This is a genomic window from Clostridiales bacterium (genome assembly GCA_030016385.1).
Classification (GTDB): Bacteria; Bacillota; Clostridia; order Clostridiales; family Oxobacteraceae; genus JASEJN01.
The window spans coordinates 72,855-90,443 of record JASEJN010000001.1 but is presented as its reverse complement, the minus strand read 5'-3'; the positions used below and the strand labels follow the sequence as shown (position 1 = coordinate 90,443).

Here is a 17,589-nt window from a genome sequence, read left to right as displayed (position 1 = left end):
TATAAAATCTTATAAAATATCTGTTTACAATTCTATATTATGCGTCAAAGTGGTGTCTGTTGTTACCGGGACATCATATTATTTTCTTACCCTCGTCATCTGCCTCTGTGCCATTACAAGCCTGTAATATATGCCTTTCTTGCGTATCAGTTCATCATGAGTCCCCATCTCCGCTTGTTTACCTCTATCGATTACCAGAAGCCTGTTGGCATTTTTTAATGTTGAAAGCCTGTGAGCTATCGCAAAAGTTGTCCTGTCTTTTACCAGCCTGCCGAGGGCCTCCTGTATCTGCTGTTCCGCTTCGATATCAAGGGAAGCGGTAGCCTCGTCGAGTATAAGTATTTTAGGATTATTCAATATGGCTCTTGCAATTGAAATGCGCTGTCTCTCTCCTCCGGAAAGGTTATGCCCGTTTTCTCCTACCATTGTATCATATCCATCCGGGAATCTTATGATAAAATCGTGTGCATTTGCAATTTTTGCGGCTGTTATTATCTCTTCCAGCGAAGCATTCGGTTTCGAGTACCTTATATTTTCCAGTATCGTACCCGTGAAAAGAAAGTTTTCCTGGAGGACCACTCCTATCTGCGACCTTAAATCCTTCTGTGAAATATCCTTTATATCAACCCCATCGATAAGTATTTCCCCATCGTCCACATCATAAAGCCTCATTATAAGGTTTATAAGGGTGGATTTACCTGCACCGGAATGTCCAACAAGACCTATCATCTCTCCGGGAGTTACATCCATGTTTATATTCTCAAGTACGGGCTCGTAGGAATGGTATCCAAATGTTACATTTTTTAAAATAATTTCGCCCTTTATATCTTTATGCTTTGCGTCCTTGCTGTCTTTGATATCGGGCTCGGCGTCTATTATTTCAAAAATCCTTTCGACTGCAGTCATGGCGTCGGCAAACATTCTCGGAAGAAAGCTCATAAAATTCAACGAACCATAAAGCATGCCTACGTATTGGGTAAACTGAACAAGTTCTCCTATTTGCATCTCATGTTTGAGCACCAGCTTTCCCCCGTAATACATGACAAAAAACTGTCCCGCACCCATTACATAGTTGATCGCCGGAAATATAGTATTAAAGTATTTTTCGTTGCCTCCTGAACAATCAGCGAAATCTCTGCTCGCCGACTTAAACCTTTCTATTTCCTTTTCTTCCTGTCCAAAAGACTTTACGATCCTTATCCCGCTTAAAATATCCTGAAGGAGCGAATTTGCCTTATCCATCGACCTCCACTGTTTATGAAGCATCGAATGTACCTTTTTCCAGGTTATACGTATAAATAAAATAACAACAGGCATCGGCAGTATTATCATAAGTGCAAGTTTCCAGTTGGTAGCGAAAAGTATTATGCAGATACCTATAAGTATCAATATCTGGTTTATGCCGAATACCGCCTGATTTTGTATAAATCCCTTTATCCTCTCGGTGTCCTTTGTTACCCTGTTCATGAGGTCGCCTGTTTTTCTTTTGCTCAGATAATCCAGCGATAACGACTGAATTTTTTTATACACCATATTTCTAAGTTCAGCCGAAAGGTTGCTGCCCACATTTACCATAACCTTGCCCCTGACATAAGTTACGAGAGTGTTCAATATTTGCAATAATGTGATAAGTCCTACATAGAATAAGATCGACGACAAACCCGGCTTTACCTTGGTACTTTTAGGAAGCAGACAATTGTCAATAAATAACCTGTGTACATACGGGGTAACAAGGGATATTCCCGTAAGAACCCAGAATAGAGCAACAGCTATGGCCAAAAGTTTCCAGTGAGGTTTTGCCATCCCCATAAGCCTTTTTAAAACCGCCGCTTTGTTCAAACAGTGCCTGCATACCTTTGAACCCTTTTTAAGAGCTCTCCCGCACTTTGGACAGATATTCTCGTCTTCATCGCTTTTTATGTTTATCTTTTTACCTTCTGCAAGCAAGTTCAATATCCTTGCGATATATGCATATCTTGGTACATGCTTCATGCTATATCGTGCTATTATCATCGTCTCTCCATTTATATCGGCTTCCAGTATGCCATTGCCCACCATGACATACGATTTATAGTTTTTTGCTTCCTTAATATTAACATTCAAAATTATTTCGCCGTCATGAATGTTGAAAAGCTTATTCCTCGTTATTACAATCCATCCTTCCGTCAGGTTGCCGTCTCCTCCTATATCATAAGGAGTACAGTATAATATGGGCTCGCCTTTAAGCTTCTCATTTATTGCGCGCTTTTCTGTTTGCGGAAGTTCAAATAATAATCTCATGCTTTTTCTCCTTTTGAAGTCTAAAATAAAACGATATTGATTTTAGCTTACAGGTATATCTCAAGCCTCTTTATGCTTTTTTCATCGAGCAGCCTGTAGTTTGGTATCTCAAAGCGATTGCCGTCGACATCGGAGATGATTACCCTGCCGTTTCCTAAGGATATTACATTATACCTTCCTTGAACTGTAAAACGGCATATTCCCGCATCCGTATCCACATCCCAGTATGAATATCCAAACTCATCCTTAACAGAATTGATTTTCTTAATCACAGGAGCGAAATATCTCCTCTTAAACTCTTCCTCAAACAGTTTTACAGCGTCATCGGGAAAATCTTCTATGTTCCTTATTATCCCTATCTCTTTATCTTCTTCATCCCTCACCGAAATATATTCTTTAGGATGGCTAAAGGGGAAGGATCTGAAAAGATTAACACGTGGATAACTTTCGCCATTACTTATTTTAAGAGCCAAAAAACCGCCAGGCGTCCTCGTAAATGCCGTATCCTTTGCTTTTAAAAATCTTATTTCGCCTGCTCCTTTTGCTTCATCGACAATGGATTGCTCCTCCATCAATCACCAACCCCCCTTAGTTTTAAAGCCTCGCTCTGTTTTTGCACCATTTTGTAATAAGTGCCTTTTTTATTTATAAGCTCAATATGAGTACCCGATTCAATTATTTTCCCATTCTCAACGACAACAAGCTTGTCTGCATTTCTAAGGGTGGAAAGCCTGTGCGCTATGGATATTGTCGTCCTTCCCTCAACAAGTCTTTCAAGGGATTCCTGTATTTTCCCTTCGGTTTCCGTATCCACGGAAGCTGTTGCCTCATCCAGTATAAGTATCCTGGGGTTATGAAGTATTGCCCTTGCTATGGATATTCTCTGTTTTTCGCCCCCTGAAAGATCCCTTCCGGCTTTTCCTATTACGGTATCATATCCATCTGGAAATTCCATTATGAAATCATGGGCATTGGCAGCCCTTGCGGCATATACTATTTCGTCCATGGTTGCATCGGGTTTTGCGTACGCTATATTTTCGGCTATACTTCCCATAAACAAAAAACTCTCCTGCGAAACCATTCCTATTTGTCCCCTTAAATCCTTTAAATCGATGTCTTTTATATTCACCCCATCTATATATACGCCGCCCTCATCGGCATCATACAATCTGTCGATCAAGTTGGCAATTGTAGATTTCCCTGCGCCGGAATGCCCGACTATGCCAAGCATCTCTCCCGGATTTACCTTAAAACTTATATTATTAAGCACGGGCTTGTTGGGCTCATAGCTGAATGAAACGTTTTTAAACTCCAAACCGCCCTTTATATTAGGCATCCTCTTTGCATAAGGAGAATTTGCCACATCGGGTACGGAATCTATTATTTCAAATATCCTCTGTGCAGAATTCATACAATTGGACCACCAATCCACAATCTGCGTCATAAACTGAAGGGGCCCGTAAATCATGCCTATATAGCCTATAAAGGATACAAGAGTGCCAAATGTCAGCTCACCCTTTACAACCTGATATCCTCCGACCCCCCAAACCAGCAGCGAACCTATTCCCATAATGAACCACATGAACGGGAACAATGCGTTTGTAAGGTTTCCAAGGCCTAAATCCACAGAAAACACTCCCTGGTTTATCTTATTGAACTTATTTACTTCAGCAGATTCCTTTCCAAAGGCCTTAACCACTCTAAAGCCCTTGAGCGAATCATTTATGTGGGAATTAAGCTTGCTGTTGCTTATATACCTTTTATGGTACATTCTCCATAATACCGGGAACATCTTTTTAAGGTAATAAACGACAACCGGCGCCGGTATTAGCACAAGCAGCGCAAGCTTAGGATTCATAGTTACCATTATTATACTTATGCCGATGATCATGGTCCCATTTACGATAAAATACGGGAACCCATCGTGGAAGAAAGACTGTAGATTTTCGGCATCGCCATTTATTCTTGTCATAAGGTTGCCGGTCTCTTTTTTGCTATAAAAGCTCAATGACAGGTGCTGCATTGCATCGAAAACTTGCGTCTTAAGATCAAAAATGACTTCGGCGCTTAGAGTGGAGTTGACACGCCCCTGGAATATTCCAGCGATCTGGGCGAATGCTTTTGATATTACAATTACAAGTACAATAAGCCCTACCTGTCCGTAATGCCTCCCGCCCTTTATAAGCACCTGATCGAACAGAACGCTTCCTCCTATATAAGGGCTTAAAAGATTGAGCCCGACATTAAAAAACATGCATAGAACTATAAACGATATCTTTTTTTTATATTTCGGTACAAAAGAAAGCACTCTTAAGAAGATGGACCTCTTGTCCATACACCTTGGGCATATCTTTCTTTTTGGGTCGGGGTAAAGCATCCCGCATTTAGGACAGTATGCCCTATCATCGTCTTCCCTGAGATCCTCCTCGTTAAGCTTTTGATCCTTTTTTATTTTTCCAAACAGCTTCACAAATGTCGCAATCTTTTTGGCATTTCCTCTGTTGAACATGCAAAGTTCCTTATCTTCACCATGAATTTTTGCCGTAAGCACTCCGGTTGAAACCATGTTTTCGGCTTTCAGGCTTTCTATATCTTCTAACGGAAATATTTCAAAACTCTGCTCCACCCACTCATGCTTATTCATGTTTTCATTCTTTTTCAGTTTAAATCCCGAAAAAAGTTTTATCTTCTCTTTTTTATCTTTTCCTTTAAGCATCGCCAATTTTTTGTCATCGAGTACAATCCATATATCGCAGTATTCTTCATCGATGGAAATATCAGCATTGGCGGAAATAATTATGTCTTCGATATTTATTCCATGCCTTCTAAAAACGTTCCTTATATATTCGGGTATTTTGTCAGGGTATTCCATTGATCCACCCTCCAGAAGATTCATTTTCTATATTAAATCGCATTCTAATGAAATCTTAGCATTATATGATTTTTCATGTTTTCCATCCGGCAATATTATTTCCTTTTCTATATTAGCGGGTGAAGTTATTTTTATATAAAACCTGTTCTTGTCTATATTCCAGCTTACAAAAACCATACCGAATTTAGTACAAACATGCCCCTTTGCATATTTCAAATTGCATATATGGGGAGATATATTTATTACTTTATATCCTGCGTCTTTCGGCTTCACACCGAGGATAACCGCTGGAAATTCATAAAGAGGCAGTGCGCCCCAGCCGTGGCAATCACTTCTCTGATTTACAGGGTCTTCAACCCAGGTTGTAAGGTTCAAATCCAGAAGATCTCTCCACTTATCCAGAAGTTCATCCATCCTATCATAAAGTCCGGCTATTTCAAGAGCCCTGAAAAGATAGAAGGACATGGCATAGGATGCTTTCGGAATATCCATTTTCATTGTCCGAAGCAGCAAATCTTTAGCACCCCGCCTGTCGCAAAGCCCAGAAAGCACGGCCCATATCTGCGTATGCTGGCTGAATTCATAAACATCAGGGCCATCTTTAAGCATTCCCCTTGTATTGTCCCAGCAATATTCTTTTACAGCATTCAATATATTTCTGCTTCTTAGCAAATATTCCTTTGAAACATCTTTTCTTCCCGTAACTTTAAATATCTCAGCGGCCTTTTGGAGTGCTGATGCATACATGAGGCTGTACACTGTAATAGGCCCTTTCCTGTTTGCAGGAGGCACGCTATTTAAATCCCATCCGTCAACCCAGTCCACAAAGGGCCAGTATCCTGTTTGTCCGACTATACCCTGCTTTGTCAGGTGCCTGTCAAACCATCCCAATATTGCATCCACTGTCGGCCTGTATTTCTTTACAAAATCGATATCGCCACGATACATAAGATAATCGTGAAGCATGAAGATCCAGTGTAGCGAGAATCCCGGGATTATCTGCCTTATTTCACTCGGATACCTCGATTGCAGAAGTCCGAAAGGCATAAGGGAACTATGAAAATCTTCTATGCACTTTTGGGCCAACCTGTCGTCATTTGATATCTGATATGTAAATAATATTTCCTGCCTGCTGTCCATAGAATATTGAAGCTGCTCATAGTATGGGCAATCCTCATATGTTTCGTGCATGCACCTCTTCAATGTCCTTATGCTTACATCCCACATCCTGGTGTGGGTCGCATCGGAAGATTCATAGTTTCCCTTCACAATTAAGGGATATCCTGTCTCATCATAATCCAATCTTTGAAGCGTAAGCCCATCGGCTCCGGTTTTAACCTCAACGCGTATAAATCTGAATGTCCGGAACCAAAATGTTTCATAGTCTGCCTTCCGCCGACCAACGTTTATTATATCGTAATCGCCGATGATTACTCCGCTTATGTCATCCCTGATTCCCTTTTTATACTTGCCATCGTCACACTTAAAATAGCATTCGGAATATATTATCTTTATGCTGCTCCTATCTCCGCCTTTAAGCCTTACTCTAATATATCCCGTGGTAAGTTCACCTGCATCCAATTCAAAAAAAATACATTTATTAGGAGGAATCTTTAATTCATATTTATCATTTATAAAACCGTTCAAGTCTCTTCTGCCAAAGTTGGTATTCGTAACATTTAAAAATCTCCTTTTGGTCCTATACAGCTTGGGTATGGGCCTTTCCTTAAGGTACCAAAACGTCAACTCGCCACAGAGGTTTGAAGATTTTCGATTTATAAATGAGCTGCCAAGTATTTCGGGGCTTGACCACCCGTCGGTGGTTGGATCCTTTTTCCAGTTTATATCTGCCTTATTACAATCCACTTTTTCAAAAATGCATGCATATACACTCGATACAGGGGAAATAAACTTAATCCCGTCCACCTGCTTCACATACCATTTCCCATCGGTGCAGATATCTTCAACTGCCGTGCCATTTTGATCTGCAACCACACCATCAAGCAGAAAAGCTGCCTTTGAAGTCCTTGCAACTCCACACAGCCCCATGTTATTTTTATTGCAGGCCTTCACATCCGGCAGGTGCATAACTTCTGCAGCAATAACATTTCTCCCGTCCTTAATATATGAAGAAAGATCGACTGTTTCATAATAGGTTGTCCACTCATTTCCTTTGCACGGCCCCGTCGATACAAGTCTTCCATTGAAATACAGCTTATACCTGCTGTCCGCACTAACCCTTATTATAAGACTTAAGCCCTTTTTCGCGTCAAAAATCCTTTTAAAATAGTATATCTTTGCGATATCGCAAGGTGCGCCCTTAAAGCTTATCCATTTTGAATCCTTTGAATACACCAGATTCACCACCCAACGTTTCCGTTTGAATTATCCTCTTTTAGTATATATATGTAATACATACAAATCAATATATTTTATATTTTCTTTCAATTTATCAAATTATAGCACATTTCCCCTAAAATAGTCTCAATTGTTCCGTCTTCTCCATCTGTATCTTGAATCTGGATGAAGTCATATTCGTCATTTCCTCACCTTTTTTATGTTCGCCTTCGATAAACCGCATTCCAGGTTTAAATTTCGAGTCAACGAGATTCAGGACATATATATTGTCAAACCTGTTATATATTGAATCCCCTCCAAGACCAGTAAAGCATATAAGCTGCGTGTTGTTTTTCCTTGCTATTTCCATAAGGGGCTTCAAGAGATGCTCAGCATTAGTCTGGGCAAAAGGATTATCCATTATGATAACCTTGCCTTCTTCTGAAGTTTTAAATATATCGCTTTCTTCCTTCCTCATATAAGATAAAAGGCTGCTTAGGATTACAAATGCAGATAAAAATCCTTCTCCTCCGGAGTTTTCGGATACTTGGTTCCAACTTATCTGGACCTGCCTTGAAGCTTCGATTTTGTAAAGCCTTATGTCTATCTCGCTGATACCGACTATATAATCATATAGCTTTTTGGTTGTAATCTCTGTTGACAGTATTTCCTCGATATTTTCGCCTTTGGATAGCTCATCGAGGCAACTTTTTGTAGTATTTTCCACAAAATCCCTCGATAACATCCTGTATTGCTCTTCTCTCTTATCCCAGTCAGGCTGTATAATATTCAGCATCTTTATATATTTTCCGTTTATATTAATCGACGAATTATCGTCTATTCTCCCTATGTGCTCATATACTTGTTCCACATATTCGTAAAACATATCGATTATATTCCTTTTTTCCTCTTCCACTTTCGAAAGATCCGTCTCCAGCTGCTTTAGCATTTTTACATGTACTTCATCTATAGTTTTCAGAGTTTTTATGACATCTTCCGGATTGTGCTTTATCTCCAAAAGCGTATCAACTGTATTTTTAAAGAATTCATCCCTTGAAAACCTGCCTTCCATCGATAACTCCTGGCAGCAGTCGGATAGCATGTTTTCCTTTCCCCTTTCCTCTCCGATGCTTTCCATATATGCTTTTCTAAGTTCCTCCCTTATGCCATCCACCTGTCCTAACGGGTAATCAGGAGTTTTGGGCTCTGATACTACAAAATCAGCATATTCATTCATCCTATTTTTAGTATCGTTAAGGTTTATATAAAGATCCTCCTTTTCTTTTATATCCCTGTTGCATTCATTTATCTCCCTGCTCTTGATTTCTTTCCTCCCTTTAAAATCAAGATTGCTTATATACATCCTGTCTTTAGGAGTCTCTCTTCCCATGGAATGGATCTCATCCAGTTTATATCTTTGCTTGTCTTTCTTCTGAATTTTTATTATCTCAATATCATGAAGTTTTGCAGTTGCTTTTTTGAGATCACTTTCATATTGAATATTCTCAGCTTTAAGAGTCTTCAGTGCGATTTGATCGTATGAGATTATGCTGTACTGGCTTTCTTGGAATCCATATTCATCGCTTTTCTTAATGAGTTCATCCTCATAGTCCTTAAAATTCCTTCTAAACTCACTGAGCACATCTTCAAGCTGTTTAACTTTAAGACCGATTTTCTGCGTAAGGGAAATATACCTCGCTTCAATGTCCTCAATATCCCTATCAACTATCTCGCCTTCTTTAAAGTTAAGATATTGTCCGGCCTTATTATTATCATCGTTGAATTTTATTTTAAGGTTGGTAAGCTGTTCATTTATTGTATTTAGCAATGCCTCTTGCTTTTTTAGATCACTGTTTATCTTTTCCCTAGCATCTCTTGCCTTTTGCAGTTCGATTTCCTTTTCTTTGAATTGTTCATTATCTTTTAAATACCTGCCATATTCATCCATGAGAGCTGAAAAATCTTTCCTTTCATCCTCTAAATCCCTTTTCCTATCCTCTATATTTCTAACAGCCTTATCCAGCTTTTTCTGGTTTTCCTCAAGAAAATGAACCTTATCAATTAAAAGGCTGATTTCAGTGCTGTTATCATCGATATCATTCCGGATCTCGTCTATCATTTTTTGCATATTTATTATATCGGCTTTCCCTATATTAAAGTCTTCTACCTTTTTATAATCGCCAGTATATTTGCCTATCTCTTCATCTTTGATACTTATAAACCCCTTAACTTCCTCTATCTTGGAACTCAACACGTCAATAAGCTTTTTTAGCTCCTCTTCATTTAGTATCCTGCTGTTAAATGCTATAAAAAAATTAATATTCCCAAGTGTGTAAACATTATTTGCAACTTTGACGTCGAGGCTGTCCTCGAGCCTTTCCTGTTCTATTATCGGCACAGGAAATGAAGTAAACACTTCCGCTTCTTCATTTTTTAGCCTGTCTAAATTATCCCTTGTCATTATCAGGGAGTAAGGCAAAAATGGATTCTTCTTTATGAGTTCCTCCTTCTTTTCTCTCGCAAGATACTGTTTTTTAAGCCATTCAAGTCCAAAAACAATGTGTATATCAAGAATTCTAAGCCTTTCCTCTATTTCATCGGACAGTCTGACATTTCTCCCTGTCTCATACATCCCTCTTTCCTTCTCAAGGCCATCCCTTTGTTTGGAGAGCACATCCCTATCGGCTTTTAATGATTCTATTTTCCGTGCAAGCTGCTTTAGTATATATTCCCTGTCAAAGACTCTGTTCTCTTCCATACTGCTATATAATAATATCTTCCTTATCTCATCTACGGATTTTTCCATTGCTTCCGCATCTTTTTTCGCATCTTTAAAATTTGCGTTTAATTGTATTTTTTTAAGCTTTTCATCTTCAAGTTGTTTTCTTTTTTGCGGCAGCTCCTGTGTTACCTTTTCCTGTTCCCTTAACATTTCTCCATATTCTATGTCCGTTTTATCGATTCTGTCTTTAAAACCTTTTTTATATGAATCAAGTACGATGCTATCATACTCTCCGATGATATTGCGCCTTAAAACCTGGTTATATTTTTTTATGAAATTGTCTTCTTCCTTGTTATAAGACATTATATTGCTCTTCAAGGATGCCTTTTCTCCTGTCAGTTCTGCAATTCTGCCGTTTTGTTTCTCTTCATTCAAACGCAGATCCCCTATAAGCTTTTCAGTATTCAGCTTCTCGTCAGTCTTTGAAGACAATTTCTTCTTTCGATTTTCGACTATACCATCATACAATTTCCTTAGTGTAAATCCAAGATTATTCCTCTCCTTCTGCTTCACCTGATCCTCAGATTTAGCCGTATCAAGCATATTTTCATACTGCTGTACGTTTCTTGATGCCTCTTTGTATTGCTTATACAACTTTGCGCATTCCTGAAGGGCAATTTTATCCTCACTCTGCTTTATCCGGGTCTCACATCCTTCCATATATACCTTAAGTTCCCGCTCATCTGCCACAAGCTTATCTATCTCTCCGATCAACCCATAGTACTCGAATGAAAGCCTTTCATACTCTATCTCATCTATCTCTTCACGAAGTCCGGCAAGCTTTTCCTCCAAGGATACCTTTTCATCAGAAATACTTTTTATCCGGGATACTATGTAGGCGTAAAGATTTGCAATATCATTTTTAATCCTTTGGGTATTCATCTTGGCAGATCTGAATTCTTGGGATGATTTCATTATATTTGATGAAAATGTTTTAAATTCATTTATGCCGTTCTTTCTCAATATTTTGTTTTCATTTTCCTTATACTGATATATGAATTTTTTCATTATTTCCTGGAAGTTTTTAATTTTATCGTCTTTATCGTTTAGCTTATCCTCTACCGTAGGCAAAAACCACTTTTCCACAAGCCCTGGGATGGTCTTTGAATCCTGGAACAAATCCGACAATCCCGATTCTTTAAGATTTATCCTCTTTATGATGCTCTCCCATTCCCTGTGATTTATATTATACTGTTTCAGTATATCAAAATATTTTCTTCTCTGGGAATCGATATCAAGATCAAAATAGTCAAAGATATATTGTCTGTCTGCCTTTATTCCATCCATAACCTTTTTAATATAAGAAAATGTTTTAACCTTAAAACCCCTTTCGGTCTTTTCAGTCACGGGGAAGTTATGTATATCATATTCGTTCCCTTCTTTGTATTCATGGATGAATGTGAATATATCCAAAGCCCCCCTTGATTCATCATCGGGTGAAGCGCTCCTTCTCTTGATGCCCATACCGATCAAGACATAGGATGAATTATTGTCAAGGAGCCATTCGACAAGTATATACGTTGGAATCGGCGATATAAAATAGTTTTCAAATTTTCTGTCCTTAAGGTCCCTGTATCTGGCATTTACAAAAGGAGCCATCATCATCTGCACCAATACGGTTTTCCCTCCACCGTTTCTTAGGGACACCAATGTGCTCTCTCCCCCGAATTCAAACGTTTCATCGTTTATCCTCATGGTATTCTTATTGTAATTCAAATTTACTATCCTTACCGCATTAATCTTACTCATTTGCTGCCTCCTTGAAAGCCTGTAGTATTCTCTTATAGTTATTCCTGTTTAATATGTTCCAATCCATAAAATTGTCCAATTTGGGAGTTGGAAGTACCATATCATCTTCCCTTATGAAATTTATGAGGCCTTGGCTTTCCAGAAAATTAAGTATCGTCGCTACGAAGCCTTCCTTAGTTGTCTTAGATAGCGATGCCTTGTCTGAACTTTTAAGGGCTTCCCACCGCTCCGATATATTCGTAAATGCTATGCCGCTCTTTTTCTCCAAGTCGTCGATGTTCTCGCTCTGCGCCGCCTTGCTCAGCCTTTCCGTTACAATGTTTAAAATTTCCCCATACTTTATAAATGTCCTCGACTTGCTGCTCTTCCCCGAAGAGCCATATATTTCAACCAAAAGAGTAAGTATCACAAACTGCGAAAGATAATAGTCCTTGTCATTGGCATTTGACCTGCAAAGCTCCTTTTTCAAGTCCGTCTTTGAATAACCCAGAAAATCGTTCTCCTCATTTGGAATCAAATATATTACGCCGCTGTACTTTTGTATAGCGCATCCAAACTCAGCGCCCTGGAGCCTGACTAGATTCATTATATCTTCATTCTCGCTGTATGTCCTGTATAATTCCCTTTCCTTATCGTCTGAAAGCTCTCCGTGCTGCATAAGATAATATAATATTTTTGATGACTTTGATATTTGTTCAGCCGTATACATTGTTGCCTCCTAATTTACCTTAAATTCTATGTCCGTGCATATGACAGTCTTTACATAACCCTTATCTGTTTGGATACCATAGATTTTAACAGGTGACCTGTCAATAGCCTTACTGATATCTATCTCCCTTATATTGGAAAATTTTTTATCCTCCTCCACAATTTCCATAACTGTTTTATTGAACTCAAAATCTATGGGACTGTCATCCCGAATGCTTTTCTTTGATTCTCTTTTAAGCTCCTCCATATTTATGTGATTCGACTTCAAAAGTTCTATCATAACTTCCCTGAATATTTCAACTGACGGCACAAATGCCCCTTTCACATCTCTATTTTTCCGTATATCTTCTGCAATTTTACTCAAATATACCTTTCTATCCTGGAAATTTATCAGATATTCAAACAGCACTTCAAGCACTCCCCTGTATTTGAGCAGCTTTTCCCTGCGTTCCCTTTCCTTTTCTTCCATAAATACATCTTCATCCGAGGACAGCTCCTCTTCAATATCATCATCCCTTTCCCTTATAACTCTTTGATACTGGATGCTTTTATTGATATTGTAAAATTGGTGGGGCTTCGATATATATAACGGCCTTAATATTTTATCCAGTGTCTTAAGCTTTGAAACATCATTGAGTATCGGCTCATAAATCTCGCCTGCAAAATTTATCCTTTTTATGGCAGCTACAGCTGTCATTCCCGTAAGAGCCTCCGAGTAGGCATGTTTAAAGTCAAAATGGGTACTCAATATCTTCTGCTGTTCCCCAATCACCCTGGATAAATATTCATTTATCGTGCCTAAATTATTGAGCTTGTCAAGATCCTCGTCATTCAACTTATCTCTGCCTATGCCCTGTTCATAAAATTCTTCAATTTTTTCCTTGACATGCTCACGGTATGCCTTGAACTTATTCCTCTGCTCTTTTATGATTGCCATATCATCATTTAATGTGGTCTCATACTCTTCAGATGAAAAATCGAGTACATTCTCCCTTATTCTCCTGATGCCTTCTTTAATTTTCTGAAGCTGTATCCTTGACAGGTTGAATATCTGCTTTATATCATCCACTGCTTTGCTGTAATCGGCCTTTTCCAGGTGAAGCTTGAATATCATTTCCTGTATGGTAAGCTTCATATTGTTTTCTACCTCTAAAGTGCCTAAAAGAAGCGAATAACCGTCGTCGGTTAGATAGTAGGAAGTCCTCCTCACAGTATCGTTTATATAAACTATTTTATTGCTTACATACGATATATGTATGTCTACATACTTCTTTGCCTCAAAATCATAACCCTTGAAGTACATGGCCCTACCCTCGTCGCATAGTATGGTGTTTACTATAAAATCACCAAGGCTCTTGCACTGCTCATAAGTTAAACTTTTCCCGAAAAATTTGCTGTTCAGCTCGTCTATATAAGATGCAATATCATCTATAGTGCATACCTCGTCTTTTAAGGACTGCTCCATTATAAACATCAGCATCGCATATATCAGGTTTATATACTCGTATGATTCTTCAAAGCCATAACTCTTCCACATATTTTTAAACATACTGTTATAATCTATCAATGTATGCATTCCGACTTTTTTCATTCTCGTACTAAATTTTTTTAAAAAATCAAGATTCATCTATTTTCTCCATTTTAAGGTCTCCTAAATTGATTATCTCCTGGGGAATATATCTCCCGGATTCGAGTATGCCATCTATCCTTTCCCTGTAATTTAGCGGAAAACTCTCTACAAAAATACCCTTTAGATTTTTATTCTGCCCCTTCTTGCTCTTTGGAAGGTCCATATTTTCTTTTATGCTCTTGTCCACCATATAGTTATATGCTTTTACAAATGGATGGATTAAAAAATTCACCTTAAAGTTTTCATGAAGCTCCTCAAAAATAAGTATCCCTTCATAATCCAAATCCCCAAGATACAATATTTCATTATACCTGCACAAAAGGTATGACTCCATGCACACGCCAAAATCATTGAATGTCCTCCATATATCCTTCCCTCTTCCGTACATCACCGTGGCAATATTTTCACCAAATATGGGTTCCCCATCTGTCAATAAATATCGTCTCATAGTATAAAATGTATCCATGTTTTCTATTATAAGGATTTTTTGAGGAGTGTTTTTGTTGACTGAAAAGTAGGCAAGGGGTTCTGTTGTAGAATATATATTAAGCATTTCGATTGGAAACCTGAGATTATTCAGCAACCTTTTTCCGCCGCCGGACCTTAGATATTTCTCCCTGTTCCATATCTGAAAAGACCTTTCATTTTCCGATATCGGCATGTTCAAAAGATATCTCCTGTCATTTAAAAAACCGCTTAGCTTCAGCACATACGGTCTGTCTTTCTCATACTGTTTTGGATGTTTTAAGTAATATTCACTGTTTAAGCGATAGTTCAGCTTATGCATCAGCTCATCATAAATGGCGGAATAATCTTCCTGCTCCGGCAATATATTATATCTGTTATATAACGGAGGCCTTTTCCCATTTAACTTGCTACTTTTTACCGGAGTTATTATATTTTTCGTTTCAAGCTCATTTATAACTTTCACGAACTCATTATAATCGTCTATTGAAAGATATTTTTGCATATTCAGTGTATCTATACGCTTATAATTATATTTTCTTATATCCTTCATTCAAACTTCTCCCTTAGACATATTATCTATAATTATATCATAATATGATGTTTCAATTTGCCACCATCTGAAGTCTTGCAAAATTTTTCTATAATCACTCAGCATTTTACCGCGGCAGCAACAATGCCTGCGTATATTTACTTCAGCTGAGTATCCGTAATGCATTTCTCTTTATGAGGAAACTCTTTCTCAAAAATCTCCAATTCTTCTTTCCCTGTTTTAAAGACCTCATCTTCATAATATCTACCGGAAATGCCATTCAGTCCGCCGCTGCAAAGTTCCAATGCCATAAATGCTTCAAAATTATTACCCATAGATGTTTGAATACCATATTCCTTGGCATTAATGAATCCAAAACGATGATAATAATCGGGATTCCCAAAAATAATTACGGCTTTATATCCCAATCGCTTTGCTTTTTCAATAGAATAATTCATCAACAAAGAACCGATACCTTGCCTTTGATAAGAAGGCAATACCGCTATCGGTCCCATACACAAAACTTCAAATTCCTTATTTTCATCATCGACCACTTTTGCTTTTGAATAAACTATATTTCCTACAATCCTATCATTATCACATGCTATAAAACTTAATTCTTTAATAAATGCCGGTACTTTCCTTATCTTATGCACAATCAGATGCTCATCGCATCCTGGTTTGTACACATTCCAAAATGCTTCTCTTGTCATATATTCTACACTTCTATAGTCACTTTCTTTTTCTAATCTGATCGTTATATTCATGTTATTCCACTCCAAATGATTTTTTGATAGCTGTAAATATTTAGTATATAATTTATCTATATAAACAATAGCAATATTTTTTGAATTAAAAGGGAAAAAATAAAAATGGCAGTTATACTATTTTTAGTTTTGGTTTTATTATGTTTGGTAGCAAGTCTTATTATTTTATCATTAAAGAAAGATATATCTGGCTTTAAAATAATGTTGATGGGAATAAATATAACTTTATTTGGAAGCATACTTGCTCTCGACTCTAATTCCAATTTTGGTGGTTTTCAATATTTAATAGCACTTTCAGGTTTAGTAATTTCTGCAATTGGTCTTTTGAAAAAGGATTAAATTGAGGCTATAATATTTATAACTATTTTATCTTCCATTTAAATCTACAATGATCTTGTTTTTAGGTATAAGAAATAGTAAAAACAATATAAATGGGGTTAAACCCCATTTATTTATTATAAGAACTATTCCAAAGTTTCCAGGGTATCCTTTAAACCGAATTATATTACCGACGATGAAAAGTTTCAAATGCGTTGTCTAAATCATCCACCATCCCGCCAAGGTCTAAAATAATATTCCTATAACGTTGGTACTCGCTATCCTCCATATACGGTACATCATTTTCTACATAGCTTCGGATGGCGACAACCGCCCTTCCATCTCCATATATGCCAAGAGCATTTGCCTCGATAATTTTCGTTTTACTTTTTCTGAAACACTCTTTCAAATACCTGTATATCTCTTCAGTCTTATGCTCTGATGCGATATTTGCAAGTGCTGTGATGGAATGTCCATAAATAAGCCCCTCATGTCCGCTCTTTTCACACATAGCTATAAGGCATGGTATGGAAGCTTCGCCTGCGTTTTTAAGTCCATCCATTATATATGTGACTGTTTGCTCATCTACATTCTTCTTATCAAGTTTGAATAAAAGCCTGGATAAAGGCTCTACCTCCTTTTCAGGAGCTATAATGTCAGCCGCCTTGATCTCTGCCTTTTGCATCGGCGTCAGTTTTCCTGCCTTATCCGGCACGATCATATCCAATTTAGTAAGTATTTCAGCTTCAAAACTCTTGCTAAATTTTTTGATGCTGTCTGTCAGCGAAACAGGAAACATAGCAGCATCTCTTTCAATCATCTCAGCCATAACATCAAGAAAGTCATCCAAAGCATTTATACTCATAAAATACTGCTGCGGTGTCTGTCCGCCAAATTCATCAAAAGCTGTTTTCTCCCATCCTTCTATAGCCTTAAAGGATTCCTTGATTGCATTTGTAATGATCTCTTCATATCCTTTATAATCTTCCTTTTTAACAGCCTTCCTGATTGTTTTAGTATTATCTTCCTTGAACTTTGTGAACTGCCCATGAATCATTGCATCAAAACTTTCTGCTATGAATTTATTTTTATCGCTGCTGTTCATATATTTTCCCCTTTCATTTGTAATTCACATCTGCTTCCGCTTTG

The 17,589-nt window shown here is 37.8% G+C and carries 11 protein-coding genes; 1 reads left to right on the top strand and 10 read right to left on the bottom strand.

Annotated elements, in window-relative coordinates; genetic code table 11:
* Positions 1 to 78: 78 nt before the first annotated feature.
* The 9 genes from QME45_00360 to QME45_00320 form a co-directional block, all read right to left on the bottom strand.
* Entirely contained in the window at positions 79 to 2,280 is a 2,202-nt protein-coding gene (locus QME45_00360) for an ABC transporter ATP-binding protein (protein ID MDI6617112.1), read from the bottom strand.
* Positions 2,281 to 2,327: 47 nt separating this feature from the next.
* Positions 2,328 to 2,852 carry a DUF1854 domain-containing protein gene (locus QME45_00355; GenBank protein MDI6617111.1) on the bottom strand — a complete coding sequence of 175 codons (525 nt, stop codon included), beginning with the start codon at positions 2,850 to 2,852 and terminating at the stop codon, positions 2,328 to 2,330.
* Complete coding sequence (locus QME45_00350; GenBank protein ID MDI6617110.1) at positions 2,852 to 5,152, bottom strand: ABC transporter transmembrane domain-containing protein; 2,301 nt, start codon at positions 5,150 to 5,152, stop codon at positions 2,852 to 2,854. Before QME45_00350 ends, QME45_00355 begins: the two co-directional genes overlap by 1 nt.
* Before the next feature lie 27 nt (positions 5,153 to 5,179).
* Positions 5,180 to 7,507 carry an alpha-L-rhamnosidase C-terminal domain-containing protein gene (locus QME45_00345; protein MDI6617109.1) on the bottom strand — a complete coding sequence of 776 codons (2,328 nt, stop codon included), beginning with the start codon at positions 7,505 to 7,507 and terminating at the stop codon, positions 5,180 to 5,182.
* A 118-nt stretch (positions 7,508 to 7,625) separates the two neighbouring features.
* Positions 7,626 to 12,020: a hypothetical protein gene (locus tag QME45_00340; protein MDI6617108.1), complete on the bottom strand. Its 4,395-nt coding sequence runs from the start codon at positions 12,018 to 12,020 to the stop codon at positions 7,626 to 7,628.
* Positions 12,013 to 12,729 carry a DUF6063 family protein gene (locus QME45_00335; GenBank protein MDI6617107.1) on the bottom strand — a complete coding sequence of 239 codons (717 nt, stop codon included), beginning with the start codon at positions 12,727 to 12,729 and terminating at the stop codon, positions 12,013 to 12,015. The genes QME45_00340 and QME45_00335 overlap by 8 nt, the downstream gene beginning before the upstream one ends.
* A gap of 9 nt (positions 12,730 to 12,738) precedes the next feature.
* Complete coding sequence (locus QME45_00330) at positions 12,739 to 14,355, bottom strand: hypothetical protein (protein ID MDI6617106.1); 1,617 nt, start codon at positions 14,353 to 14,355, stop codon at positions 12,739 to 12,741.
* A complete protein-coding gene (locus QME45_00325; GenBank protein ID MDI6617105.1) occupies positions 14,345 to 15,376 on the bottom strand; it encodes a DUF2220 family protein in 1,032 nt (343 codons plus the stop codon). Before QME45_00325 ends, QME45_00330 begins: the two co-directional genes overlap by 11 nt.
* 137 nt (positions 15,377 to 15,513) lie before the next feature.
* Positions 15,514 to 16,122, bottom strand: a complete 609-nt coding sequence (locus QME45_00320; GenBank protein ID MDI6617104.1) for an N-acetyltransferase — start codon at positions 16,120 to 16,122, stop codon at positions 15,514 to 15,516.
* Between the two features lie 105 nt (positions 16,123 to 16,227).
* Here QME45_00320 and QME45_00315 point away from each other — a divergent pair, with 105 nt between their 5' ends.
* Positions 16,228 to 16,461, top strand: coding sequence for a hypothetical protein (locus QME45_00315; GenBank protein ID MDI6617103.1), 234 nt, complete (start codon positions 16,228 to 16,230; stop codon positions 16,459 to 16,461).
* A 166-nt stretch (positions 16,462 to 16,627) separates the two neighbouring features.
* Here the strand turns inward: QME45_00315 and QME45_00310 are convergent, their stop codons facing one another.
* On the bottom strand, positions 16,628 to 17,545 hold the full coding sequence (locus QME45_00310; GenBank protein ID MDI6617102.1) for a hypothetical protein: 918 nt from the start codon (positions 17,543 to 17,545) through the stop codon (positions 16,628 to 16,630).
* Between the last annotated feature and the right edge of the window lie 44 nt (positions 17,546 to 17,589).